The 24,272-nt window shown below is 59.9% G+C and carries 21 protein-coding genes and 1 pseudogene; 11 read left to right on the forward strand and 11 right to left on the reverse strand.

Annotated elements, in window-relative coordinates:
- The first annotated feature begins 53 nt into the window (after positions 1-53).
- The 5 genes from AC0QKW_RS08380 to AC0QKW_RS08400 all read left to right on the forward strand — a co-directional run bounded on the left by AC0QKW_RS08380 (position 54) and on the right by AC0QKW_RS08400 (position 4,375).
- Complete coding sequence (locus AC0QKW_RS08380; RefSeq protein ID WP_473150604.1) at positions 54-1,235, forward strand: aldo/keto reductase; 1,182 nt, start codon at positions 54-56, stop codon at positions 1,233-1,235.
- A 254-nt stretch (positions 1,236-1,489) separates the two neighbouring features.
- Positions 1,490-2,200, forward strand: coding sequence for a ribulose-phosphate 3-epimerase (gene rpe / locus AC0QKW_RS08385; protein WP_473150605.1), 711 nt, complete (start codon positions 1,490-1,492; stop codon positions 2,198-2,200).
- 294 nt (positions 2,201-2,494) lie between these two features.
- Positions 2,495-2,959 carry a thioredoxin-dependent thiol peroxidase gene (bcp, locus tag AC0QKW_RS08390; RefSeq protein WP_473150606.1) on the forward strand — a complete coding sequence of 155 codons (465 nt, stop codon included), beginning with the start codon at positions 2,495-2,497 and terminating at the stop codon, positions 2,957-2,959.
- Positions 2,959-3,414, forward strand: a complete 456-nt coding sequence (locus tag AC0QKW_RS08395; protein WP_473150607.1) for an NUDIX domain-containing protein — start codon at positions 2,959-2,961, stop codon at positions 3,412-3,414. Before bcp ends, AC0QKW_RS08395 begins: the two co-directional genes overlap by 1 nt.
- Before the next feature lie 73 nt (positions 3,415-3,487).
- Positions 3,488-4,375, forward strand: a complete 888-nt coding sequence (locus tag AC0QKW_RS08400; protein ID WP_473150608.1) for an alpha/beta fold hydrolase — start codon at positions 3,488-3,490, stop codon at positions 4,373-4,375.
- Here AC0QKW_RS08400 and AC0QKW_RS08405 read toward each other — a convergent pair.
- The 3 genes from AC0QKW_RS08405 to AC0QKW_RS08415 form a co-directional block, all read right to left on the reverse strand.
- On the reverse strand, positions 4,319-5,110 hold the full coding sequence (locus tag AC0QKW_RS08405) for an alpha/beta fold hydrolase (RefSeq protein ID WP_473150609.1): 792 nt from the start codon (positions 5,108-5,110) through the stop codon (positions 4,319-4,321). The genes AC0QKW_RS08400 and AC0QKW_RS08405 overlap by 57 nt on opposite strands.
- A gap of 36 nt (positions 5,111-5,146) precedes the next feature.
- Positions 5,147-5,527 carry a hypothetical protein gene (locus AC0QKW_RS08410; RefSeq protein ID WP_473150610.1) on the reverse strand — a complete coding sequence of 127 codons (381 nt, stop codon included), beginning with the start codon at positions 5,525-5,527 and terminating at the stop codon, positions 5,147-5,149.
- Positions 5,528-5,708: 181 nt separating this feature from the next.
- Positions 5,709-6,047, reverse strand: coding sequence for a hypothetical protein (locus AC0QKW_RS08415; RefSeq protein ID WP_473150611.1), 339 nt, complete (start codon positions 6,045-6,047; stop codon positions 5,709-5,711).
- A 392-nt stretch (positions 6,048-6,439) separates the two neighbouring features.
- Between AC0QKW_RS08415 and AC0QKW_RS08420 the strand changes: the two genes are divergently transcribed.
- From AC0QKW_RS08420 to AC0QKW_RS08435, 4 genes are all read left to right on the forward strand, one after another.
- A complete protein-coding gene (locus AC0QKW_RS08420; protein WP_473150612.1) occupies positions 6,440-7,435 on the forward strand; it encodes a COX15/CtaA family protein in 996 nt (331 codons plus the stop codon).
- Between the two features lie 95 nt (positions 7,436-7,530).
- Positions 7,531-8,511: a heme o synthase gene (locus AC0QKW_RS08425; RefSeq protein WP_473150613.1), complete on the forward strand. Its 981-nt coding sequence runs from the start codon at positions 7,531-7,533 to the stop codon at positions 8,509-8,511.
- Positions 8,512-8,568: 57 nt separating this feature from the next.
- On the forward strand, positions 8,569-8,994 hold the full coding sequence (locus AC0QKW_RS08430; RefSeq protein WP_473150614.1) for a (2Fe-2S) ferredoxin domain-containing protein: 426 nt from the start codon (positions 8,569-8,571) through the stop codon (positions 8,992-8,994).
- Positions 8,995-9,234: 240 nt separating this feature from the next.
- Positions 9,235-10,635, forward strand: coding sequence for an aldehyde dehydrogenase family protein (locus AC0QKW_RS08435; RefSeq protein ID WP_473150615.1), 1,401 nt, complete (start codon positions 9,235-9,237; stop codon positions 10,633-10,635).
- A 249-nt stretch (positions 10,636-10,884) separates the two neighbouring features.
- On the opposite strand, the gene AC0QKW_RS08440 is transcribed toward AC0QKW_RS08435, so the two are convergent.
- Both AC0QKW_RS08440 and AC0QKW_RS08445 read right to left on the reverse strand, forming a co-directional pair.
- On the reverse strand, positions 10,885-11,880 hold the full coding sequence (locus AC0QKW_RS08440; protein ID WP_473150616.1) for an alpha/beta fold hydrolase: 996 nt from the start codon (positions 11,878-11,880) through the stop codon (positions 10,885-10,887).
- Between the two features lie 280 nt (positions 11,881-12,160).
- Positions 12,161-13,099, reverse strand: a complete 939-nt coding sequence (locus tag AC0QKW_RS08445) for a fatty acid desaturase family protein (protein ID WP_473150617.1) — start codon at positions 13,097-13,099, stop codon at positions 12,161-12,163.
- A 234-nt stretch (positions 13,100-13,333) separates the two neighbouring features.
- Here AC0QKW_RS08445 and AC0QKW_RS08450 point away from each other — a divergent pair, with 234 nt between their 5' ends.
- Entirely contained in the window at positions 13,334-14,044 is a 711-nt protein-coding gene (locus AC0QKW_RS08450) for a GntR family transcriptional regulator (RefSeq protein WP_473150618.1), read from the forward strand.
- 156 nt (positions 14,045-14,200) lie between these two features.
- On the opposite strand, the gene AC0QKW_RS08455 is transcribed toward AC0QKW_RS08450, so the two are convergent.
- Together AC0QKW_RS08455 and AC0QKW_RS08460 are read right to left on the reverse strand one after the other, a co-directional pair.
- Positions 14,201-15,124 (reverse strand): lysylphosphatidylglycerol synthase domain-containing protein, encoded by a 924-nt coding sequence (locus tag AC0QKW_RS08455; protein WP_473150651.1) that lies wholly within the window; start codon positions 15,122-15,124, stop codon positions 14,201-14,203.
- Between the two features lie 57 nt (positions 15,125-15,181).
- A pseudogene (locus tag AC0QKW_RS08460) lies at positions 15,182-16,834 on the reverse strand (bifunctional lysylphosphatidylglycerol flippase/synthetase MprF); the annotation flags it as partial.
- Between the two features lie 311 nt (positions 16,835-17,145).
- Here AC0QKW_RS08460 and AC0QKW_RS08465 point away from each other — a divergent pair.
- Positions 17,146-18,492 (forward strand): S41 family peptidase, encoded by a 1,347-nt coding sequence (locus tag AC0QKW_RS08465; protein ID WP_473150619.1) that lies wholly within the window; start codon positions 17,146-17,148, stop codon positions 18,490-18,492.
- A gap of 124 nt (positions 18,493-18,616) precedes the next feature.
- Here the strand turns inward: AC0QKW_RS08465 and AC0QKW_RS08470 are convergent, their stop codons facing one another.
- From AC0QKW_RS08470 to AC0QKW_RS08485, 4 genes are read right to left on the reverse strand one after another with little or no spacing between them, the layout of a single operon-like run.
- On the reverse strand, positions 18,617-19,753 hold the full coding sequence (locus AC0QKW_RS08470; RefSeq protein WP_473150620.1) for an ABC transporter permease: 1,137 nt from the start codon (positions 19,751-19,753) through the stop codon (positions 18,617-18,619).
- Between the two features lie 10 nt (positions 19,754-19,763).
- Positions 19,764-20,897: an ABC transporter permease gene (locus tag AC0QKW_RS08475; RefSeq protein WP_473150621.1), complete on the reverse strand. Its 1,134-nt coding sequence runs from the start codon at positions 20,895-20,897 to the stop codon at positions 19,764-19,766.
- A complete protein-coding gene (locus AC0QKW_RS08480; RefSeq protein ID WP_473150622.1) occupies positions 20,894-22,948 on the reverse strand; it encodes an ATP-binding cassette domain-containing protein in 2,055 nt (684 codons plus the stop codon). The genes AC0QKW_RS08475 and AC0QKW_RS08480 overlap by 4 nt, the downstream gene beginning before the upstream one ends.
- 10 nt (positions 22,949-22,958) lie before the next feature.
- Positions 22,959-24,176 (reverse strand): HlyD family secretion protein, encoded by a 1,218-nt coding sequence (locus tag AC0QKW_RS08485; protein ID WP_473150623.1) that lies wholly within the window; start codon positions 24,174-24,176, stop codon positions 22,959-22,961.
- Positions 24,177-24,272 lie beyond the last annotated feature (96 nt).

Raw genomic sequence — 24,272 nt, forward strand, 5'->3', positions numbered from 1 at the left:
AACCGGCAATCCCTTGCTTACCTTGATGGATAGCCCTTTTGTGAACTCCCCCTATGCAGTACCGTCGCTTTGGTCGTACCGAGCTGCAAATGCCCGTCTTCTCCTGCGGTGGCATGCGGTACCAGCACTCCTGGAAAGACGTGCCCCTAGAAGATGTTGCTCAGAACAATCAGGAAAACCTGGAGGCCACCATCCGCCGCGCCTTGGAGGTGGGCATCAACCACATCGAGACCGCACGGGGCTACGGCACCTCTGAGATACAGCTGGGGCAGATTTTGCCGGGGTTAGATCGAGATAGCCTGATCGTGCAAACCAAAGTCTCCCCCACCGCTGACCCCGCCGAGTTTCGCCAAAACCTCACCCAGTCTCTCGCCAACCTCAAACTCGACCAGGTTGATCTGCTGGGTCTGCACGGCATCAACACCGCCGAGATTTTAGACTGGACGCTGCGGCCCGGCGGCTGCATGGAGGTCGCGAGAGAATTTCAGCGCCAGGGGCGGGTGCGGTTCATTGGCTTCTCGACCCATGCGCCCACAGCGGTGATCCAGCAGGCGATCGCATCTGACCAGTTCGACTACGTCAACCTGCACTGGTACTACGTCAATCAGGATAATTGGCCTGCGATCGCCACCGCCCAGCGCCACGACCTGGGGGTCTTTATCATCAGCCCGTCAGACAAAGGGGGCCATTTATACAATCCGCCCGAGCAGTTGGTCAAACTGTGCGATCCACTCAGCCCCATGGTGTTCAACGACCTGTTTTGTCTCAGCCATCCCCAGGTGCACACCCTCAGCATTGGCGCGGCGCGACCCACCGACTTTGACGAACACCTAAACACGTTGCCGCTGCTAGACAACGCTGACGTCCACCTGAAGCCCGTGCTCGATCGCCTACAGCACCACGCCCAAGCCGTTCTAGGCGAAGACTGGCTCCGCACCTGGGCGATCGGCCTACCCAGCCCCGATGAAACCCCCGGCAACATCAACATTCCCGCCATTCTGCGGCTGCGTAACCTGCTGCTGGCTTTCGATATGGAAGACTATGCCAAAGCCCGCTACAACATGCTGGGCAACGCAGGCCACTGGTTCCCCGGCGAAAAAGCCCAGCACTTAGACCAGGTAGATCTATCAGACTGTCTGCGCCGCAGCCCCCACGCCGAAAAAATTCCCCACCTGCTGGCCGAGACCCACGCCGCACTGGCCGGTCAAGCCATGGCGCGCCTGTCGAATGCCTAAGGGAGACTCGGAGACAATCCCCTCCTCGGAGGGGCAGGGGTGGGTCAGGCTAGGCCAGCAGACGGCTGAGCCGATCGTAGAAATGGGTATTGGATAGTGGGTACTGCCTACCCTACAGCCATTCCACCCGCATCCAAGCGATCCCAGGGCTTCATCATATATTGATGGGGAATTTCTACAATTCCTGAACTTTGATGAGAAGTGATTTTAAGACTTTGTTACGATAGACACAAACGCACCGGAGAACCCTCCCCATGCCTCACACTTCTTCTAACAAAGAGTCCGTCGTGATTTCTCCGTCCATTTTGTCGGCAGACTTTAGCCGCTTGGGCGAAGAGATCAAGGCTGTTGACGCTGCTGGGGCCGACTGGATCCATGTGGACGTGATGGATGGTCGCTTTGTGCCCAACATTACCATTGGCCCGCTGATCGTCGATGCCATTCGCCCCGTCACCCAAAAGCCTCTCGATGTGCACCTGATGATCGTCGAGCCTGAGAAGTATGTGGCCGACTTTGCCAAGGCTGGGGCCGATATTATCACTGTGCACTGCGAGCACAACGCCTCTCCTCACCTGCACCGCACCCTGGGGCAGATCAAAGAGTTGGGCAAAGAAGCGGGCGTAGTGCTTAACCCCTCTACCCCGCTGAGCCTGATCGAAAACGTGCTCGACCTCTGCGACCTGGTGCTGATCATGAGCGTCAACCCCGGCTTTGGTGGTCAGAGCTTTATTCCCACTATGGTGGATAAGATTCGTGCCCTGCGCACTATGTGCAATGAGCGCGGCCTCGACCCCTGGATTGAAGTAGACGGTGGCCTCAAGGTCAACAATACCTGGCAGGTGCTCGAAGCCGGGGCCAACGCCATTGTGGCCGGTTCGGCGGTGTTTAACGCCCCCGACTACGCCGAGGCGATTGAAGGCATTCGCAATAGCAAGCGCCCTGTGCCTGAGCTGGCTGCGGTCTAGGTTCTAGGCTTCGGGTTAGCTCTCCTAGGAAATTTCTGGAAAAGAAGATACCCCCCAGGTAGGGGCTCAGGGCCTGCGCCCTTGGGAGAAAGCAAAATTCTTCGGTATTTTCGTTGTCAGAATTGCCCCTAGCCAATCTGCCTAGCCAATTTGTAAAACACCGATCGGGGTGGGTTGAGCATCTGAGCTAGCCCACCTCGATTGGTTGTGGGGGTGGGCCGACACCCCTCCTGCCTACGGGCTACAACTACTACAATGGGCGATGGCACGTAGTTTTCCATGTAGATAAACGCTATGACCCTCTCTGTTGGTGACCCAGCCCCCGACTTTAGCCTGCCCGATGCCAATGGCAAGGTGTATAGCCTGACCGACCTCAAGGGCCAGCGGGTGGTGCTGTACTTTTACCCCCGAGACAATACGCCAGGCTGCACTAAGGAGGCCTGCGGCTTTCGCGATCGCTACGCCGATTACCAGGGCAAAGATGCCGTAGTACTGGGGGTGAGCACCGACGACGCCAAGTCTCACACCAAGTTTATTGATAAGTTCAGTTTGCCCTTTCCGCTGCTCGTCGACGAGGGGGGCGAGGTGGCCAGCCAATTTGGCGTATATGGCCTGAAAAAGTTTATGGGCAAAGAATATATGGGTATCACCCGCAGCACCTTTGTCATTGGCCCCGACGGCACCTTGGAGAAAATCTACCTCAAGGTCAAGGCCGAAACCCATGCCGCTGAGGTGCTGGCCGATCTGGATAGTCTGTAATGCCCTATTTTGCCCATGCTTTAAAGACCCTGGCGGGACTGCTGCTGCGGCGGCCAATTTTGGGCGTCTGCGTGATTCCCCTCACGGCTGAGGGGGCAGTTGTGCTGATTCGCCGTCGCGACAATGGCCTCTGGAGCCTGCCGGGGGGCATTGTTGACTGGGGCGAAGATGTTCTCACCGCCGCCGCCCGCGAACTCAAGGAGGAAGCGGGAGTTGAGATCGTGGGGTGCGATCGCCTGGTGGGGGTCTACTCGAAGCTGGGCCGCGACCCGCGCTTCCATTCGGTCTGCGTCACCGTGGCGGTCAGGGTGACGGGCCAGCCCTATGCCGCTGACCCTCGCGAGATTTTGGAGGCCCAGATCTTTGCCCCCGACGCCCTGCCCTGGGATAGTCTCTGTCACGATCACCGCCAGCACCTGCAAGATTTCTTTAAGGGCGAAACGGTTTTGGCCTAAGCTTTGGGGTAGGTTATGCGGCCTGGGCAATGGTGTCTGGGCAGCTCTCTAGCTATCTACCCACCGACTCGCTATGCCGATACCCGCCCCTACTCCCCTCCGCACCGGTCGCATGAAGCTGCCCCAGGGAACTGTGTTTTGGCACGAGGGCGGCAGACCCCAGGGGGAGGCGGTGATCTTTCTCCACGGCTCTTGGCAGGACAGCACCCAGTGGCTGCCCCTGATGCCGCACCTGACTGCCCACTACCACTGCCTTGCCCCCGATCTGCTGGGCTTTGGCGAGTCGTCTCACCCTAGCGCCCAATCGATTGCGCTCCAGGTAGATTGTCTGCACAGCCTGCTGAGCGCCCTCCGCATCTATCGCTGTCGGCTGGTGGGCCACGCCCTGGGGGCCTGGGTGGCGGGTCAGTATGCTCTTACCTACCCTGACCAAGTGCTGAGTTTGGCGGTGCTGGCCCCCGAAGGGGCGGTTGTTCCGGGCCTTCGGGGACGCTGGCGACGCGATCGCTGGCTGGTGGCCCCTTGGTCACCGCTGCCGCTAGTGCTGCCCTGGCTGGGCAAAAGCCCCTGGGCCAAGGCGCTGCGCGATCGCCGCCGCTGTCTGCGCCAGTCAACCGCCGCCTGCAAGCTGCTGTTTCAGCGCCGGGCCGCTGCCATCAAAGGTGAACAGCTGGGGGCAAACCTGGGCCAACTCGCCGCCTCTACCCTAGTGCTGGGGGCTGCCGACGCCGACCCCCTCAGCCACCGCCTTACCCAGGCCTGGCTGCACCATCTGCATGACCCTCAATCTGCCGAGCTACCCTCAGCAGATGGCCCCCTCGGCGTAGATGTTGTACGGTTTGCCGCTGCTCTACAGCAGGCGCTGGCAGAGTCTTGTCAGGGTCGCACCCACAGCCAGCCATCTCTAGGGGGCAACTTTGTCCACAGTCAGAGTGTGACGCCCTTGGGCCAGCGGGCTTAGAACTGGCGGGGCCACTGACAAGACTTGCAGCAGCAGTTGGGAGATGGCTGGAGCCCGGTTGAGCACCATTAAGTGACCGCCATCGGGCAGCACGAGGTCAGCGCGGTGATGCCCCACCGGAAAAATGCGATCGCGCCCCCCGTGAATTTGCACCAGGTTGTCGGGCACCACCTGGTTGCGCCAGCCCACCACCCGGTTCATGGCCCACTTGAGAAAGCAGGGGTCGGTGTCGACCAGCACCTGCCTAAACAGCGATCGATCGTCTGGCTGGTCGAGGTCAAACAGCCAGTTGAGCACACCGTAGACCGCCCACAGCAGCTGCTTCAGCGGCACCACCAGCTGTAAAGGCAGCCAGCGAAACACTCTAAAATAGAAGGGGATTTGGTCCGCTGTGACGGCGCTGGAGATCACAATGACCTGGGTCGGGTCGCAGAGTTTTGCCATCTCTACCGCCATCATTCCACCAAAGGAAAGACCGACCAAAATTGGCTTTTCGGTGGTCACCTGGGCCAGCAGTCGCCGGGCATAGGCCTCCATGGACTCTCTGCGCCGAGGGCGCTCCCAGCTGATGTGTACGGGCCGATACCCCTCTAGCTGCAAGCGCTGAAACACTCGCCAGTCAGCCCCCAAGCCGCTGACAAAGTAGACCTCGCGCTCGGCGGTGGGTGCAGGCTGGCTGGTCGCGATCGCCCCTGGGTCACCCTGTACCCCATCTCCTGATTTTATCTGGGCCATAGGTGCAACATCGGTTTTGCTGCCGTTACAGCGATTCTAGGACTGCTGCTTTAAGACTTCGATCTCACTGCGAATGGCCGCTAGCTCTTTGGTCAGTGCCTCAAGATCGCTCTGCACCGAGCTGTCGGCCACAGGGCTGGCTACCGTGGTAATGGTGGGGCCGCCGCCCTCGCTGGCGCCGCCAAAGGGGTTGGGCACCTGACTGAGGAGCGAGTCGACAAACTGCCGGGCTTCGCGCTCGGTGGTTTCACCCCTGACCTCTAGCTCTTCGGTGAGGCGATTGACGTCGGTGCCCAGTTCAGAAAACTTCTGGCTAGAGCTTTGGGGATCTTGCAGGGCTTCAATCAGAGAAGCCGTGGCCCCAAGGGTAACGCGAAACCCTTTTTGCAAATTCTGAGAGAGATTGTCAGGGTACATAGCTTTGCTGCCGTAGAAAGTCCAAACACCGATCGCTAGGACACCTCAGGCCTGGCCATGGTGCTGCCGCCCAGAAAACCCTGCGGGCCGTGCTAGCGGTGCTTTGCGCTCATATTCTATCGCGATCGCCCAGGGGAAGGTAGCATCTCACACTACGTTCTGCCCCTGGCCGGGGCTAGGGCTAGGCCAAATAGGCGGCAACATCTTCATAGATTTGCGACAGCTCTGCTTCGGTAGTGACTCGAATGCGATCGTCTCGCAGGGTCACCAGCACCTTGGCAGCAAACGGGCTGGGCCAGATATTGGGGTTACAGAACACCTCCAAAAACACCTCCCCCGTATGGCGATACTCCAGGGAGGGCTGGGGGGCGCGGCGACCGGGTTCACCCCCCTGGGCGGTGGCGGCTTTGAGGGTGGCCATCAGATCGTCGAGGGAGGCCTTGAGGGTGAGGGCCGCCTCGCTAGAAAAGCTGAATCGAATTGAGCCCTGGGGCAGATTGAGGGTGAGGGGGGTAGTCATAGGGGAGCAGGGAGAGGGCGGTCTCTACTATCGCCCCTGGCCTGCCCCTCCGAGCAATGGTCGGGAGGAACTTTTCAAAACTCTGTCAAAAGTAACGATAGGTTACGTTGTATGTCTGGTTACGGCACAGACTGGGATTTTATATAAGCTCCACTCCCCAAGGCCAAATCCCAAAGAAAACCCTAAAGCTTTGCCAGATCAAGGGTTGCCATCCCTAAAGTAGTAAGCAACCACTAGGATTGTCAGGCCTGAGGTTTCTGTTTAGCCTGTAACTGCGCCCTGAGTATCTACTCTCACAGGTTGTCGCTGAGTTCAGGGCGCAGCTGCCGGGAAACTTCCCCCGGTGCCGCCGGGCAATCCTTCAGACCCCAATGCTCACCGCTGGAGATGGCATGGCCGCAAATTTTCCCTCCCTTTTGTCCCAGGCTACGGTGCGTGAGTCGCTGTGGCCGTCGTCGGTAGACGATCCGACCCCGGTCGATCGCATTCGCCGCCTAGTCTGGAAAATTGCCTTTGCTACCCTGGCGCTGATGGCGGTGGGCAGCGCTACTCGGGTGATGAATGCTGGCCTCGCCTGCCCTGACTGGCCTCTGTGCTATGGCCAACTGGTGCCCCAGCAGCAGATGAATCTCCAGGTCTTTTTGGAATGGTTTCACCGGTTCGATGCCATGCTGATTGGCTTTAGCACTCTGTGGCTGGTGGGCCTGAGCCTGTGGTACCGGCGGCAGTTGCCCGGCTGGGTGCCTTGGGCAGCGTTCGGTGCCCTGATGCTGATCGGGTTGCAGGGAGCCCTAGGCGGGCTGACGGTGACCCAGCTGCTGCGCTTTGACATTGTCACTGCCCATCTGGGGGCGGCGCTGTTGTTCTTTAGTGCCATGCTGGCGATCGCCTGCTGCCTACTGCCCTATCGCAGCACGGGCACGGTGGGGCGGCTGCCCTGGCTCGGTCTGGGGGCGGTGGCCACGGTCTATATTCAGTGCCTGCTGGGGGGGCTGGTAGGGTCGCGATGGGCCGCCCATCAGTGCCTGGGCCTGGGCGAGCTCTGCCAGGTGATGAATAGCCACCTGCTGGGCATTGTGCCCGCCACCACCGCCGTGCTGGTGCTGACTTGGACGGTGTGGCGCACCCCGGCCCTCACCTACCCCCTGCGGCGGCTGGGCGGTTTGGCCAGCGTGCTATTGGCGTTTCAGCTGGTGATGGGAATTGCGACCTTTCGCCTGCGGCTACAGGTAGAGCCGCTGACGGTAGCCCACCACAGCATTGGAGCGGCCCTAGTGGGCACGCTGGTGTGCTTTACGGTGCTGGCCCTGCGCGATCGCCTCAGTGCCTCAGACACCATCGTTGCCGCCGACCTAGCCGATCCCTGGCTCCCTGGTGTTAAAGCCTAGACGGCCGTTGCTAGACGGCCTGGCTTTGCCCTCGTTACGGTTTAGTCTAATCCGCTGATACTCACACTTTTTCAGCCCCCGTTAGGATTTTTTGCATGAATCAGACCACCACCTGGAATTCTTCTACCCGGCATCACGACTCCTTTAAGGCCGTTGTGCAGAGCTACGTACAGCTAACCAAACCCCGCATCATTCCCCTACTCCTGGTGGAGACGGCGGCGGCAATGTGTATGGCGGGCCAGGGGCAGGTTGACCCAATTTTGCTGATGGTGACGCTGCTGACGGGCACTCTGGCGGCGGCCTCGGCCCAGACCATCAACTGTGTCTACGATCGCGACATCGACTATGACATGGAGCGCACCCGCCACCGCCCTCTGCCCTCGGGGCGCATTCAGGTGCGCGATGCCCTGGTGTTTGCAGCGGTGCTGGCGGTGCTGGCGTTTACCCTCCAGGCGCTGGTGGCCAATGTGCTCAGCGCGGTTCTGTCGATGGTGGGCCTGGCCATCTATGTGGGGGTCTATACCCACTGGCTCAAGCGATCGTCGCCCCAAAATATTGTCATCGGTGGCGCGGCGGGGGCGATTCCACCTTTGGTGGGCTGGGCGGCAGTGACGGGAGATCTACCCCTGGCGGCCTGGCTGTTTTTTGCGATTGTGTTTATCTGGACACCGCCCCACTTTTGGGGGCTGGCCATGCTGATTCAAGACGACTACGCCAAGGTCAATGTGCCGATGATGCCGGTGGTGGTGGGCGACGAGGCCACGGCCCGCCAGATTTGGTACTACACCCTGGTATTGGTGCCCCTGACCCTGATGATGACCTACCCGCTGGGGGTGACCGGGGCAGTCTATGCCGCGATCGCCCTGGGGCTGGGCCTGTTGTTTTTGCAGAGAGCCTGGGCGTTGCTGCAAGAGCCGGGCGATCGCGATTTGGCCAAGGGGCTGTTTAAGTTCTCGATTCTCTATATGATGCTGCTGTCGGCGGGTATGGTGGTCGATAGCTGGTCGGTGACGCGATCGCTGGTAGCCTTAGTCTCTAATCAACTGGATCCCCTAGTGAGCATGCTGCCGTTTTAGACGCGATACCGACTGACACCCTGCCCCCCAATCCCGCTGGTGCGATGACCGTCCCCCATGATGAGTAGCTCCACTGACAGCCAGAACGATGCCTGCACCTCCCTATCCGCCTGCGTCAATGCCCTGGCGCTCAACAGCATCGATCGCCACATCTTTATCTGTGCCGACCAGACCAAGCCCAAATGCTGTGACAAAGCCGACAGCATCGTCGCCTGGGACTACCTTAAAAACCGCCTGAAGGAACTGGGCCTCGATCGGCCCACGGCCGATCGCCCTACTTCGGTCTTTCGCACCAAGGCCAACTGTCTGCGGGTCTGCCACCGGGGGCCGATTTTGCTGGTTTACCCTGACGGGGTCTGGTACCACAGCGCTACTCCAGCGGCGATCGAGCGCATCATTCAAGACCATCTGATCGGCGGACAGATAGTCGAAGAGCTGGCGTTTTTGCAGCACCCCTTGCCTGGGCTTGCCAATGCTCAGTAGGCCGTAGGCCGTAAACAAGCCGGAGCCTGCCAGAAGGTATGGTGTTCAACCGTGGCATTAAACATAATGACCCGTTTGTATGTGCATGCCACAAGGGCAACTTTTTTTGAGTTTTCCCCGCTGTACCAAGCGCTGGTGGCAATTGCGAATGACTAGATCAATGACTAGCTCAGAGTGAGGGGCATTGCCCACCCTTGCTCTCAAGCCAAAACCGTCAATTAACGACCTGCTCAACGTGCCATGGCCGACCTACTTTCGATCATCAACCCTGCCACCGAAGCCTCGATTCAAGCAATGCCGACGGATGACAAAGCCGCCGTTGCCGAAAAATATCACCGGGCGCGGCAGGCTCAGTCAGCGTGGGCGGCGTTGCCCCTGGCCGATCGCATCTCGCCCATGCGCCGGTTTCGAGACTTGTTGGTCGAGCGAGTTGATACTCTAGCGGCCTTGCTGACCTCGGAAACCGGCAAGCCGATTACCCAGGCCCGCAATGAGATTTTGGCGGTGCCGGGGCGGATTGATTTTTTTGTCGAGCATGGGGCCAATGTGCTGGCTCCCGAGCGGGTTTATGCGGAGCCAGCGGACGCTCTGCCGGGGATGGGGGCACTGGAAGAGCTGATCACCCAGGAGCCGCTGGGGGTAATTGCCAATATTTCGGCCTGGAACTATCCCTATTTTGTGGGGAGCAATGTGTTCATTCCGGCGCTGCTGATGGGCAATGCGGTGCTGTACAAGCCGTCGGAGTTTGCCACGCTGACCGGAGGGGCGATCGCCGCTCTGCTCCACGAGTCTGGCATTCCTGAAGACATTTTCATCCCTGTTGTTGGCTCAGGGCTGACGGGAGTGGCCCTGCTGGAGCAACCGATCGACGGCCTGTTCTTTACCGGCTCCTACGCCACGGGGCAGAAGATCGCGATCGCTACCGCCCCCAAACTGATCCGCACCCAGCTAGAGCTAGGGGGCAAAGACCCGGCCTACGTTGGCCCCGATGCGAAGGTGGCGGCAGCAGCGGCGGCGCTGGCCGATGGCGCATTCTACAACAACGGCCAGAGCTGCTGCGCGGTGGAGCGCATCTACGTTCATACCGAGGTCTACGACGAGTTTCTCGAAGTGTTTTTGGCCACGGTGCAGGGGTTTAAGCTGGGCGACCCCACCGATCCAGACACCTACCTTGGCCCGGTGAGCCGCAAGCCGCAGCTCAGCGTCCTGGCCGATCAAGTTGCCGACGCCCTGGCCAAGGGGGCCACTCTGCGATGTGGCGGCGCAGCTCTCGATCGCCCCGGCTGGTACTTTGCCCCCACGGTGCTCACCGAGGTCAACCACACCATGACCGTGATGCGAGACGAGACCTTTGGCCCGGTGATCGGCATTCAGCGGGTGGCCAACGACGCAGAAGCGGTAGCGCTAATGCAGGATACGCCCTACGGGCTGACGGCGGCGGTGTATGGGACGGATCGGCAGCGGGCGGTGGAGATTTTGCGCCAGCTCAAAACCGGCAGCGCCTACTGGAACTGCTGTGATCGCGTCAGCCCCCGCCTACCCTGGAGCGGGCGCGGCCACTCGGGTCTGGGAACCACCCTGTCTCTGGCTGGACTCTCTACGTTTCTGGAGCCTCGCGCTTGGCATTTGAAAATTAGCTAGACGTGAGTTTGACAGAAAATATTTCTTGGACAAACCGATTGCTCGTCCCCTCCTAGGAGGGGTAGGGGTGGGTGCTTACCGAATGAAAAGCCATTTTCTCCGTATTCAGAATTCAGAAGCTGGCTTTCTGTCGCCACTTTGACCCACCCCGCCCTCCGGGCACCCCTCCAAGGAGGGGATGAGGCTGGCTGTTCTGCTGAATGAGATTTCATCGAACTGACGTCAGCTAAGGAAAAGTCCGAAGCTTCATTAGTCCAAGAGGTCTCTGATCGCCTCTCGAATAAATGCCTCATCTTCTGGGTTTTGGTAGGGGTTGCCCGCCCGGTGGCCCCAAATAGAGGGGATTGGGCGGTACTCGGCATTGGGCAGCAGAGCCGCCTCAGCCTCGCAGTCCTCGGGGGTGAAGTATAGGTCGGTGGTGGCGGGCATCACTAGGGTTTTGGCCGCGATCGCCCCCATTGCCTTCCCGTAGTCGCCCCCATAGACCGGATTGTCCCCCACGTCGCAGCGCAGCCAGGTGTCGATCATCGCCAGCAGATTGTGGGGGTCGCGCTTTCGGTAGCCAGCTTCCCAGCCCCGCAGCAGATAGTCTTCTAACGATTCATAGCCCCAGGCCAGGTAGGGTCTGGCCCGGTAATAGGCCTGGGAGGCCGCCCAGCTGGCGTAGATTTGGGTAAAGGTGTGAAAGCCGCGATCGGGCACTGCTGTAAACCGCTCGCCATCCCAGGCGGGGTCGCTGGTGAGGGCGGCCCGCAGACTGTAGAGAAAGATTTTGTTGTGGTCGGTGGTTTTGGCGGTGCCGCAGAGAGCGGCCAGGCGCTGAACGCGATCGGGGTAGAGCGCCCCCCAGTGGTAGCCCTGCTGCGCCCCCATCGACCAGCCATAGACCAGAGCCAGTTGGTCAATGCCTAGGCTTTGGAGCAGCGCAAACTGGGCTCGCACATTGTCGTAGTGGGTGAAGTAGACCCCCGGCTGGGCCACTGCCGGACAGTTGCTGGGGGAGGTAGACAGCCCGTTGCCAAACATGTTGACCATCACCACGCACCAGCGGGTAGGGTCAAGAATGCGATCGGGGTGTACTAGCCAGTCCACATCCGGGTGCTGCGCCCCGTAGGAGGTAGGGTAGAGAATAACGTTGTCTCGCTCTCGATTTAGCTCTCCATAGACCTGGTAAACCACCGCCGCTTCGGGCAGCACCAGGCCACACTGCAAAGGGAAGTCCTGGAGAACAAACTGCTGAACCATGGGTGATCGTCCTGTGTGTCTGCCTGCTTAGCCAACGCCCATCACGGGTTAAAACACTCTATGGAAATTACCTTCATTTTCCACAGTTCTCTGCCCTCTCCCCCAGGGAGGGGTTCTGAAGCTTATACGAAATCCTCCTTGGCTACCCCCGATTCAGCCGGGCAAACGGTTGTTTGCCCCTACGGTTTGGCCTTTTGAGAATCGGGGTTATGTGCCTCGGCTTTGGTATTACTCCCCTTCTCCCTATGAAGAAGCGGTTGCGAGATGAGGGCCGATCTAATCACCCGTTAAACGTCGCGGCTATGCCCTGGTGCACCTGGCTATAGCCCGCCTCTACCCGCTCAAAGTAGGGCCTTAGCTGCCGGTGAGCCGCAGGCAACGCCTGAAACGGAATTGACGGATATAGGTGATGCTCGGCGTGGTAGGGCATGTTCCACATGAGCCAGCGCAGGGGCCACAGGGTGAGGGTGGTGCGAGTGTTGGCCAGGGGGTTGTCGCTGTTGGGGCAGCCGGTGTGCTCGGCCAGCAGCACAAACCGCAGTACGGGCTGACCAACGGCCAGGGGCAGTACCCAGTGGGTGAACAAAAACCAGGGATGGCCTAGGATCGAGGAGATGGCGATCGCCCCCCCGTACACCGCCAGCTGCACCCGCACCGAGCGAACTACCTCGGCATGGGCCGTCTCCGGCACATAGTAGCAGCCCTCCAGGTTGCCCAGGGCCATGCGGCTATAGGCGCGTACTTTGCCGATCCACCAGGGAATGCCGCTGAGCTGTACCAGGTACTCCCCCCAGGTCTCTGGTTTAGGATCTTCTAGCTCAGGGTCTTTGCCCGGAATCTGGGTGTAGCGATGGTGCCACTTGTGGTAACGCCGGTAAAAGGTGCTGTTGTAGAACGACAGCAGCCCCGCCAGCCAGGCTGCCCCATCGTTGAGCTGGGGGTTGGCAAAGGCGGTGCGGTGGCAGCACTCGTGCATGGCACAAAACATCAGCGCCAGACTGGCTCCGCAGACCACCAGCGAGGGCAGCGCTAGCCACAGGGGGGCGATCGCCCATAGGTAGCCGCTCACAGCGATCACCCCGCAGTGAGCGAGAAACTGAACCCCCCCAGCCCAGTCTGACCGCTGGTTAAGGCTGGTCAGCTCTGGGGCAGATAAAATCTGGCGGGGGTTAGACGTCGATAGCAGCGGGTCGGTAGCAGCGGTAGTATTGGTCAGCATGGTTAACGCTCTGGCAACAAATGGTTTGATAACAACAGATAATAAATAAGACAGAAAACTCAGCCCTAGAATCAACGCTTCCCCACACAATTGCCGAGGAACCGACCTCAAACTGGGGCAGAGACAATGACAATCACTCAACTTGTTATAACAAGTGAGCTTAGCATATTTATTTTAGGGTGGCCAAGTAGCTGCTGAAGATATCTGTCGTTGCCCACTGCCTGCTCTTTTGGTATGTCTACTCCCTTACACATCAGCATTTCAGAAAAGCTACGCCACCAGATCGAAGCGGGGGAGTACCAGTCTGGCGACAAGTTACCCAGCGAGCATCAGCTGATGGAAACCTTCAGCGTCAGCCGGATTACGGTGCGGCAGGCGGTGGCCAATTTGGTCGGTCAGGGGCTGGCGATCGCCTACCGAGGCAAGGGGGTCTTTGTCACCCCCCAGAAAAAAGTTGCCTATTCCCTCTCTAGCCCGCTGGTGTTTTTAGAGCAAGACATGGCTCGCCAAGGCATCGCTTTTAGCTTTGAAAACCTGGCCTTTGAGCCGGTTAAGGCCGCCGCCGAAGTAGCCCTTGCCCTAGGCACTGCACCACAGTCCTGGGTGTATTTGCAAAAAAAGCTTTTCCGCATGGATGGAGCTGCCGGTGCGGTAGATATCTCCTACCTGATCGCTGAACTGGGCCAGCGTTTTGCCCCCGTTCTGGGCCAGCAGATGACCTTTCCCACCCTAGCCCAAAACAACATCCCCATTGATCAGATCGACGCGGTGATTGAATGTACCCACGCCGACTACGCTATGAGCAGCTATCTAGAGGTACCCCTGGGGCATCCTCTCATGGTTTATCGCTACACAGCCTACTCGACCAATAGCCAGCCGGTGCTGTACGGCGAAACCATATCTCGGGCCGACCGTTTTTGCTATTCCCTCAGCACCAGGGCATGAGCGGCAGGCATCAGCCTCCGAATTCCATATTCTCGATCTACTGGGCAAATGCCGTTTGCCCCTACGATTTTGCCCCTACGATTTTGTCGATTGGGAAGCGGGGTTGTGTCTTCTCAGTTTGGTTGCCCCATCACGAGCGGCTAGGCGATCGCAACCCTAGCTGGGCTTGCTCATGGCCACCCGGCGACGCCGCAGCTCGTAGAGCGCCAGCAGCCCCACCCCCGTCAGCAGGGGCAAAAAGTAGTAGACCAGCCGGTACACCACCAGCGCCCCCAGCAGTTGATCCGAGGGTATGGGCGGCGAGATCAGCAAGATCAGCACCGTTTCAAATACCCCTAGACCTCCCGGCACATTGCTGATCACCCCGGCGATTTGGGCCAGCAGGTAGCTGCCAAAAAAGATGAAGTAGTTTAAGTCGGGATGGGCGGGCAGCAGCACATAGAGTACCGCCGCCGCCAGCGCCCAGTCGCAGGAAGTAATGACGATCTGGCTCAGGGCCAGTTTGGGAGGCAGGTGGGGTAGCACCCAGCCTTTGATTTTGACCGAACGGCGGCTAAAGCTGCTGAGCAATAGATAGGCCCCCATGACTGCCAGAAACACAATGCCCAGGGGGTGCGCGGTTTGAAAGGGCAGGTGCAGCAGACTGGGCACCGCGAGCGGCTCTAGGGTAAACACCAGGCCGCCCACCATAAACAGACCCAGCCAAAAGCTGAGGTTGCAAAAGGCGATCATCTGGGCAATTTTGCCGAGGCTCAGCCCCCAGGCGGTGTAAAAGCGATAGCGAATGGCGCTGCCGCTGAGCAGGGCGAGGCCCACGCTGTTGCTGATGCCGTAGCTGATCACCGCCACCAGAGCCGTTTTGGCGTAGGGCAAGGGCTGCCGCACAAACCGGGCCGCCAGGGTGTCGTAGCCGGTGAGAAAGATGTAATTGATTGCGGTCAGGGCGATCGCACCCCCCAGAGCCCAGGCTGGAATCGCGGTAATACTGGTCAGAATGTCGCCGGGCTGGTGCTGGCGCAGCTCTCTGGCGATCGCCCAAATCGACAGGGCAAACAGGCCCAGGCTAAGCAAAATGGGCACCGCGTGAGAGAGGCGCTTGAGGCCATAGGTGAGGGCAGTGCTCAAAAACTGAGCCCCAAAGTAGTCTTGCAGGCGATCGCCCGCATCGGCCCGCACCAGAGCCATCACCACCTCGGGCAGTTCCCCCAGATGGGGATACACAAAGTAGCGGGGTTCCCAGCGGGGGTGAAATTTGTCTTTGTAGGCCCGCAGACCCTGGAAGTTGTAGATCGTGTTGAGGTGCTCGTAGAGGTAGTGCATGCCCTTTTCAATGGGGGTAGCCTGGGGCAGGTCGCCCACCCCAGAGAGGGCCACCAGCCCCAGGTTAAAGCTGTCGTAGCCCTGGGCCTGGCAGTGCTGCATCAGCGACACAAACAAAAAATCCATCGCGCCGTGCGATCCGTCGTGGCGGTGACGCATCAGGTCGATCGTGGCCTCATTGCGCTGGTACTCGGGCACCAGGTTGGCAAAGGCCATGGGGATGCCCTGGGGATCTTCCACCACGGCGATGTCACAGGTTTGCAAATAGTCGAGATCAAACCAGCCCAGGGAAAACTTCTTTTCGGCCCCCTCCATCGCCCCGAGCCAGTCATCGCTAATTGCCTGTAGCTCCGCCAGCAGGTCATCGCCCAGGGGCGGCGCATAGTACTGCACCCGATAGCCCTGCTTGGTGAACTTATTGGTCGCCGTGCGCAGGTTGCGGCCCGCCTTGCCCTCCAGGGTAAACTGAGCCAGATCGACCACGGCTTCTTCGCCAATTTTGAGCGTGCGAAACCCCAGGGACTGGTAAAGCGCCAGGTGATCGGGCAGGGTTTGGTAAAAGGCGGGGTGCCAGTCGTTGCTGGCGCAAAATTCTCGAAAGCCAGCAATAGCTGCCGGTTGGTCGGCCTCTGGCCCGATGGGGTCACCCAGGGCGATCGCCCCCCGGCCCTTGGCTACGTAGGCAATCACTGTCTGTCCCGCCGGGCTGAAGTAGTAAGATTTATCGTCGAGCAGGGCAAACCGCGCCAGGGAAGACCTCCCGTGCTGCTCGACAATGGCCTTGGCCCGCTGCCGTTCAGCTTCGCTGGCCGCCCCCCGAAAGATCACCGGGCGAAACAGCATCCAGGCGGCGTAGAGCAGCGTCACCCCGCCCACAATATAAATAGAGTCGGCAAAATAACGCCCAAACTGGGTCGTGGACACTAGCCCGCCATTGTCGGCGGTAAAAAACATGGCCAGGGTTTGGCCCACGGCCTCGGACAGGCTGAAGGGGGTGGCATAGTGGCGATCGAGCAGCCAAAAGCCCAGAGTGCCGTAGGCCAGCGTAAACAACAGCGCCCCTGCCAGCACCCGCAGCCCTTGCAATACCGAGGGGCGATCGGACTGAGCGGTAAAGAGCGGGCGCAGCCACAGCAGCTGCCCCAGCAGCACCAGCGACAGCAACCCTTCGGCAATGTCTAGCCCTTTGACCAGGTGGCTCAGGATAGAAACCACCAGTAGCCCCACCGCTAGCCCCCAGGCCACCCGCTTGCGCCGTAGCAGATTGGCTGCCAGCAGCAGCAAAAAGAACCCACTCAGGGCGGCAAAGATATGGGCACCAACGCGCATCTCAACCGGAAACAGCTCCTGCAACCACGCCACCCGATGGGGCAGCCCGGGCGTCACCGCTGACCACAGATTCACCAGACCCACCAGGGCCGTCAGCGCGGTGGCCGACCACAGGCTAAGTTGCGATCGCTTGCTCAACATACCCGAGGCCTAGCTCATGGGAGGTCACTTTCAGTCTAGGGGACGGTTTAAGCCCAATGGCAACGGATTGCCTTGATCGTCGGTTACTACTTTGTTTCTAGGGGTGGGCTAACGACAGCTGATCGATACCGGAGGCACGGCCTGAGCTGATCCACTGCGGGTTTGTCAAACCTCTGTCACAGATCTGCCATAGCAATTGGTTACACTCAGGCCTATCTACAGACGATTGAGTCTGACCCGGCGGCAGCAGATCCTCTGCCCTAGCATCCTGGTGATGCCCGCACACGTCGGTTTCAGCTTCCTACAAATCTGTGGCCAGTACCTACACCTACTGCCGTGCTATGCCTAAATTTCGCCACTGGTTTGCCTTAGCTCCTAAGATCGCCGCCTGGTCGCCTGCCGAAAAAGCCCTGACCCTCACCTCAACCCTGACGCTAATCGGGTTGCCAGTACTCACCACAACGGCCTGGGCCGCCTGGCAAGATAGCCCCAAGAGCGTTTTAGACGAGGCCTGGCAAATCGTTCACCGCTCCTACGTTGACCCCAACTTCAACCAGGTGGACTGGGTGCAGGAGCGGCAGTCGCTGCTAGGGCAGGAATATACCTCGCCCGATGCCGCCTATACCGCGCTGGAAGCCATGCTGGCCAAGCTCGACGACCCCTACACCCGGTTTATGACGCCGGAGGAGTTTCAGGCGTTTTCGAGCCAGACCAGTGGGCAGCTAGTGGGGGTGGGTATGCGCCTTGCCCTTGACCCCGAGACCGAGGCGCTGGTGGTGGTACAGCCGATTGAAGGGTCTCCGGCGATGGCGGCTAACGTGCAGCCTGGGGATCACATTTTGCAGATCAATGGGGCCTCAACCCAGGGCATGACCGTGGAAGCCGCCGCCAGCCAGATTCGGGGCGAGGCGGGTACGACGGTAGAGTTGCTGATGCAGCGCAACGATACGGCCCCCTTTGCCATTACCCTCACCCGCGCCCGCATTGACCTGCCGGTGGTGACCTCGGCCCTGCGAGAAACCGAGGGGCAGCGGATTGGCTACCTGCGCCTGAACGAATTTAACGCCCAGTCTGCCGACCAGATGGAGCGGGCGATTAAAAGCCTTGAACAGCAACAGGTCGAGGGCTATGTGCTCGACCTGCGCAACAATCCGGGGGGGATCTTGGATCAGGCGATCGCGATCGCCCGTATGTGGCTAGATGAGGGGGCGATCGTGCGCACCGTAGACCGGGCTGGCCATGCCGAAGAGGTCAGCGCCAACCACACGGCCATTACCGACAAACCCCTGGTGGTGTTGGTCAACGGCAACTCGGCCAGCGCCAGCGAGGTGCTCACTGGGGCGCTGCAAGACGATCGCCGGGCCACGGTGGTAGGCACCCAAACCTTTGGCAAAGCCCTGGTGCAGTCGGTCAACCGACTGGCAGATGGCTCGGGGTTGAATGTCACCATCGCCCACTACTACACCCCTTCGGGAGCCGACATTAACCACAAAGGTATTGCTCCCGACGTGGTGGCCGAGTCGCCCGAAGCGGCCCAGCAAGACCTGTGGATGCATCCCGATCGCATCGGCACTGAACAAGATAGCCAATATGTAACGGCGATCGACCAGCTGCGGGGGGCGATTGCGGCCAGGTCTTCGACCCAGGCGCGCCGCTAAGCTGAAAACCTGTTTGAATATCCCTAATCGATCGGCTCCCACCTGGCCATGGCCCCAGCTTTAGAACCCCTCTCCCTGGGGAGAGGCGCAGGGGTGAGGGCGGCGGGCCATGGTAAAACGTGAGTTAGCTCAGCTGACTGCGGAATTTGCTGACGCTAATGCTCATCAGTACGACGGCAAAGACTACCAGGGCCAGGGCATGTACCCACAGCACCTCTAGGCCCACCCCCTTCAGCAAAATGCCCCGCACAATGGCGATGTAGTGGCGCAGCGGATTGAGCAGCGACAGCATTTGAAAGAACGGCGGCATGGTTTCGATCGGGGCGATCGCACCAGAGGTCTGCACCAGGGGCAGGTTAATGAAAAAAGAGGTCAGCACCACCTGTTGCTGGGATTCGGAAATGGTGGCCAGCATAATGCCCAGGCTGATGCTGACAAACAGATACATGCCCGATAGGCCAATAAATAATAGAAAACTGCCCCGAAACGGCAGGCCAAAAATCAGCCGCCCCAGGGTGAGGGCAAACAGCATATCGCCCATCAGCAGGAAGAATATCGGCACCACCTTGGCCATCAAAATCTCCCAGGCGCTGGCGGGGGTCATCAGCAGTTGTTCCAGGGTGCCGGTGTCTTTTTCGCGCACCACCGCCACCGCCGAAATCATGGTGCCGATGATGGTCAGCACTAGCCCCATCACCCCCGGCACAAAAAACCAGCTGCTGATCAGCCCAGGGTTGTAGAGAAAGATCACCTCGGCGGCCACGGCGGGTGTGGTCTGCACCTCGGCCAGTTGTCGGTTGTAGCGGTTGACAATTTGGGCGATGTAGCCGCTGGCGATGCCCGCCGTGTTGGCATCGACCCCATCGATAAAAATTTGGATATCGGCGGGCTTGCCGTCCTTGAGGTTGCGGTTGAAGTCGGGGGGAATCACCAGGCCGACTGTGAGCTGACCTGCTTCCACCTGTTGGGCCAGCTGCTGCTCGCTGGCGGGGTAGCTGTCGATGACAAACACGCGATTTTCCGTCAGCGCCGCAATCAGTTCGCGGCTGGCAGAGACCTGGGCATAATCGACCACCCCCAACTTCAGGTACTGCACATTGGGGTTGAGGGCAAAGCCGTAGAGCAACAGCTGCAAAATGGGCGGCACAATCAGCAGCACCAGCAGCTGGCGATCGCGCAAAATCTGGTCAATTTCCTTGTGGGTCAGCGCCCAAAAGCGGCTGTCCCAGAGGCGTTTAAAGAATGCCAAAATCGCTTTCATGGGGACACGCCTACTCACGGAGCTGCATCGGGGTCAGGCTGCGGCGGGCCAGGTGAAACAGCACCAGGCCAATGACCAGCATCACCAGGGTGTCTAGCCAGACGCTGGGCCAGCCGATGCCCCGCACAAAGGCATCACGGGTGATGACGATGAAGTAGCGGGCGGGCACCAGGTTAGAAATCAGCGACAGGGGAAAGGGAATGTTGCTGAGGGGATAGATGAAGCCCGACAGCAGCAGGGCCGTGGTAAAACCCACCAGGGAAACCCCCTGCACCGCCCCGTTTTGGTTGCGGGTGCGAATGCCCAGCAGCAGCCCAAACAGCACCGCATCGGCCAGAAAAATCGTGGTGCCCACCAGCAGGGGGGTGGGGTCACCCGCCAGCCCCACGCGGAAGATCAGGCCGCCCAGCCCCATTACTGCGATCGCCTCACCAAAGGCAATGGTGACGTAGGCCAGGGCCTTGCCCAAAATCAGCTCGGTGGCGGTGAGGCTGGAGGCGTAGACCTGCAAAATGGTGCCCTGTTCCTTTTCGCGCACCATGGCGATCGCCGCCAGCAGCGACGGAAAAATCCACAGCACCACCGCGTACACGCCGGGCACGATGTAGAGCGACTCCTTGCGCCCCGGATTAAACCACAGCCGGACGTGGGCCTTGACCGGTGGGGTGGCCGCTGCCGGGCGGCTGTCGGCCTGAACGCCATAATTGGCTAAATCATTGGTTAAAAAGAACCGGGTGGTGGCCTGAATGCTGTTTTGAATCACCCGAGCATTGTTCACGTCGGAGCCATCTACCAAGACCTGCACTGCGGCCTGCTGGTTGGATCTAATCTGGCGGCTAAAGTCGGGGGGAATAATCACCACCGCCTTGGCTACCCCCGCGTCGATCGCCGCCGCTGGCGCGGTACTGGCCCAGGCGGCGGGCTCAAACTGCTGGGTGGCAAATAGCCGATCGGTGTAGGTGCGACTCAGGCTGCTGCGGTCAAAGTCTTGCACGTAGAGGGGAATGTTTTTGGCCTCTAGGCGAATGGCAAAGCCAAAAATAAGCAGGGTCAGCAGGGGGAGAACAAACGCCAGCCCCACCGTCAGGCGATCGCGGCGAAATTGCACTAGTTCCTTGACCCACTGTGCCCAGATTCGCTTCATAGTGGCCTTTGCTCCGCGCGTTGTACGGTGCCAATGAAGGCATCTTCGAGGGAGTAGGGAATCTGCCTCACCGACAGCACCGCAATGCCCGCCGCCTGGAGCAGCGCTTGCAGGCGAGGGATGTCGGTGGCGGGGTCATCGACCACCACATGCAGTCGATCGGCAAAGATCGAAACGCGCCAGGGCTCCAGGGTTTGCTTCAGCCGGTCAGAGGCCGCCTGGTTGCGATCGGGCACCAGCTCGATCAGCCTGCCGGGCTGGGCCGCTTTGATCTGGGTGGGAGAGCCCTCTAGCACGGTTTCGCCAGCGACCATAAAGCTGAGCCGATTGCATTGCTCGGCTTCTTCTAAATAGTGGGTGGTGACCAAAATTGCCGTGCCCTGGCGGGCAAACTCGTTGATCAGCCGCCAAAACTGCCGTCGCGCCAGGGGGTCTACGCCAGAGGTCGGCTCGTCTAAAAAGAGAATCTCGGGCTCGTGCATCACCGACGCCCCAAAGGCCACCCGCTGCTTCCAGCCGCCGGGGAGCTGCCCGGTGAGCAGGCTCTCCTGCCCCTCTAGGCCGCAGATGGCCAGCACCCAGGCAATCTTTTCCTGGCGCAGCCGCTGGGGAATGCCATACACCCCGCCATAAAAGTCTAGATTTTGCCGAATGCTGAGGTCGTCGTAGAGGGTAAATTTTTGGCTCATATAGCCCAGCCGTCGCCGCAGGCTTTGGCTGCGCAGGTCGCCGGTCTCACCGCCCAGGGCAATATCGCCAGAGCTAGCTTCTAGCAGGCCGCAGAGCATTTTGATTGTGGTGGTTTTGCCGGCCCCGTTGGCCCCCAGCAGGCCAAAGATTTCGCCGTAGCGCACCGCCACATTCACATTTTTGACCGCCTGAAAGTTGCCAAAGACCCGGTTGAGCTGGTTGGCATAGATGGCGGGGGAGGCCGACCCCACCCGCTGGGAGACAGGGCGCGATCGCGGAAAGGGAATCAGGGCTGGCTCTGACCCCTGCTGGCGCAGCCGGGTGACAAACACATTTTCTAGGGTAGGTGGGGATGAATCAATCCTGTCCAGGGTCAGATCGTGCTGCTGGAACAGCCCGCGCACCGCCGCCGGCCCTGCCTGCTCGTCCTTGACCAACACATCTAGGCGATCGCCAAAGGTCTGCACATCCACAATTTCAGATGTGGGATGTGGGATTTCAGATTCGATCGTTTCCCCTGTTCCGCGCCCCCAACTACCCACTCCCCCATCCCCCCACTCCTTACCCGCCCCGCCTCGCCCCGCCATCAACACCCGCTCAGCCGTTTCCAAAGCAGCGGTACGCACCTCCAGCCGATGCAGCCCCAGGCTGGCCTTTAGTTCCGCTGGGGTGCCAATCTGCTGAATTTGTCCCCCATACATGAGGGCCACCCGATTGCAGCGTTCTGCCTCATCCAGGTAGGGGGTGGCCACAACGATGGTGACGCCCTCACTGGCCAGGGCGGCCAGTACATCCCAAAACTCGCGCCGCGAGATCGGGTCAACCCCGGTAGTGGGCTCGTCTAGCAGCAGCACCTCGGGTTTGTAGATCAGTGAGCAGCACAGGGCCAGCTTTTGTTTCATGCCGCCGGAGAGCTGACCCGCCAGGCGATCGCCAAAATTCTCCAGATTCATCAGCCGCAGGTATTTGGCCCGCCGTTCGGCAAACAGGCGATCGGGCAGATTTCGCAGCCCCGCAATGTAGCGCAGATTTTGATCGATGCTCAGGTCTAGGTAGAGCGAAAATTGCTGGGTCAGATAGCCAATTTGCGCTCGGGCTGTTCGCGGCTTCTGCCCTAGCACCCGCACCGTGCCCAGGCTGGCTTCTAGAATGCCCCCCAGAATGTGAAAAGTGGTGGTTTTGCCAGCGCCATCGGGGCCAATCAGCCCAAACACCTCCCCAGCCGCCACCGAAAAATCAATGCCCTGTACCGCCGCCACTCGACTGTAGCGTTTGTGCAACCCCTGTACCTGAATGATGGCGGGGGCAGTCGGGCTCGACAGCGGGGGCTGAGGAGTGCTGTCTAAGGGGGAAATCACCATGGGATGCGGTTTATTCCAGCTCAATTTCGGCATCGGCGGGCATGCCGGGCTTGGCAAAGCCGTTGGGATTGTGGATGGCAATTTTGATGCCAAACACCTGCTGAACGCGATCGGCCTTGAAATAAACATTTTCTGGGGTGAAGGAAGCCACCGGATCGATTACAGCAACGCTGCCCTCCAGCGGCTGATTGGGATTGGAGTCGAGCAAGACCTTGACGGGCTGGCCGACCCGAACCTTGCCAATGTCGCCCTCTGGCACGTAGGCCCGCAGGTACACCGAGTTGAGATCGACCAGGGTCAACACCGTTTGCCCGTTGGTGATAACAGCGCCCGGTTCTTTGGTGCGGGCCGTCACCACCCCATCGATGGGGCTGATAATGGTGAGGTAGGCCATTTGCGCCTCAATTTGCTGCTGGGCCGCCTGGGCATTTTTAACGTTGGCCTGGGCGGTTTGCAGCTGGGCCTGGGCCGCCTGCTGCTGCCCCAGCAGGGCGTCTAATTGAGCCGTTTGAATCGCGGGGTTGTACTGGTACGACTGCGCCAATGTCAGCGCTCCCCTGGCCGATTCGACCTGTTTTTTGTTGGCGTCAACGGTGGCCTGGGCCGCTTCAAAGGCGGTCTGGGTCTGGTCAAACTGCTGCTGGGAGATGGCCCCCCGACTGACCAATTGGGCATTGCGATCGCGCTCTACCTTGGCCAACTTAAGCTGCGCTAATCCTTGCTGAAGTTGGGCCTCAGCCGTGGCCAGATTCGATTGGGCTTGGTAAACCTGACCCTGCTCCACCTGCTGCGATTGCTGCACATTCAGCCGCGCCCCCTGGAGCTGATTGCCAATCACATTCACCTGCCACAGGGCCGTCTGCACCTGGCTCTGGGCCGCTGTGACCTGCGCCTTGGCCCCCTGGAGCTGGGCCTGCACGTCAGCGTCGTCAATGCGCACCAGCAGTTCTCCCTGGCTGACCGCCGCCCCCTCCCGAACGGCAATAAAGTCAATCCGCCCGCCGGTCTTGGCCCCCACGTCGGTTTCATAGCCTTCTAGGCGACCGCTGACCTGTAGCCCCTGCTCGACGGGGCGCGTTAACCCATACCAGGTCGCCGCCCCTGCACCGGCAATCGCCACTAGCCCCAGCAAAATTAGCAGCCGGGGGGGCGACTTGGGCCTAGCCTTAGAGCCCACCTCTGGAGAACTCGGCGGTTGGGTTGCCGCTCCAGGCATCAGTTGGGTCATAGCCATGAATCGCTAAAGATATAGCTTAATTTTAGCGAGCTATAGTTAATTTAACGCGGTTGAAATACATCGTGAGAATTCCCCAATTTGTCTATT

It is taken from the genome of Pseudanabaena sp. PCC 9330 (assembly GCF_055795045.1).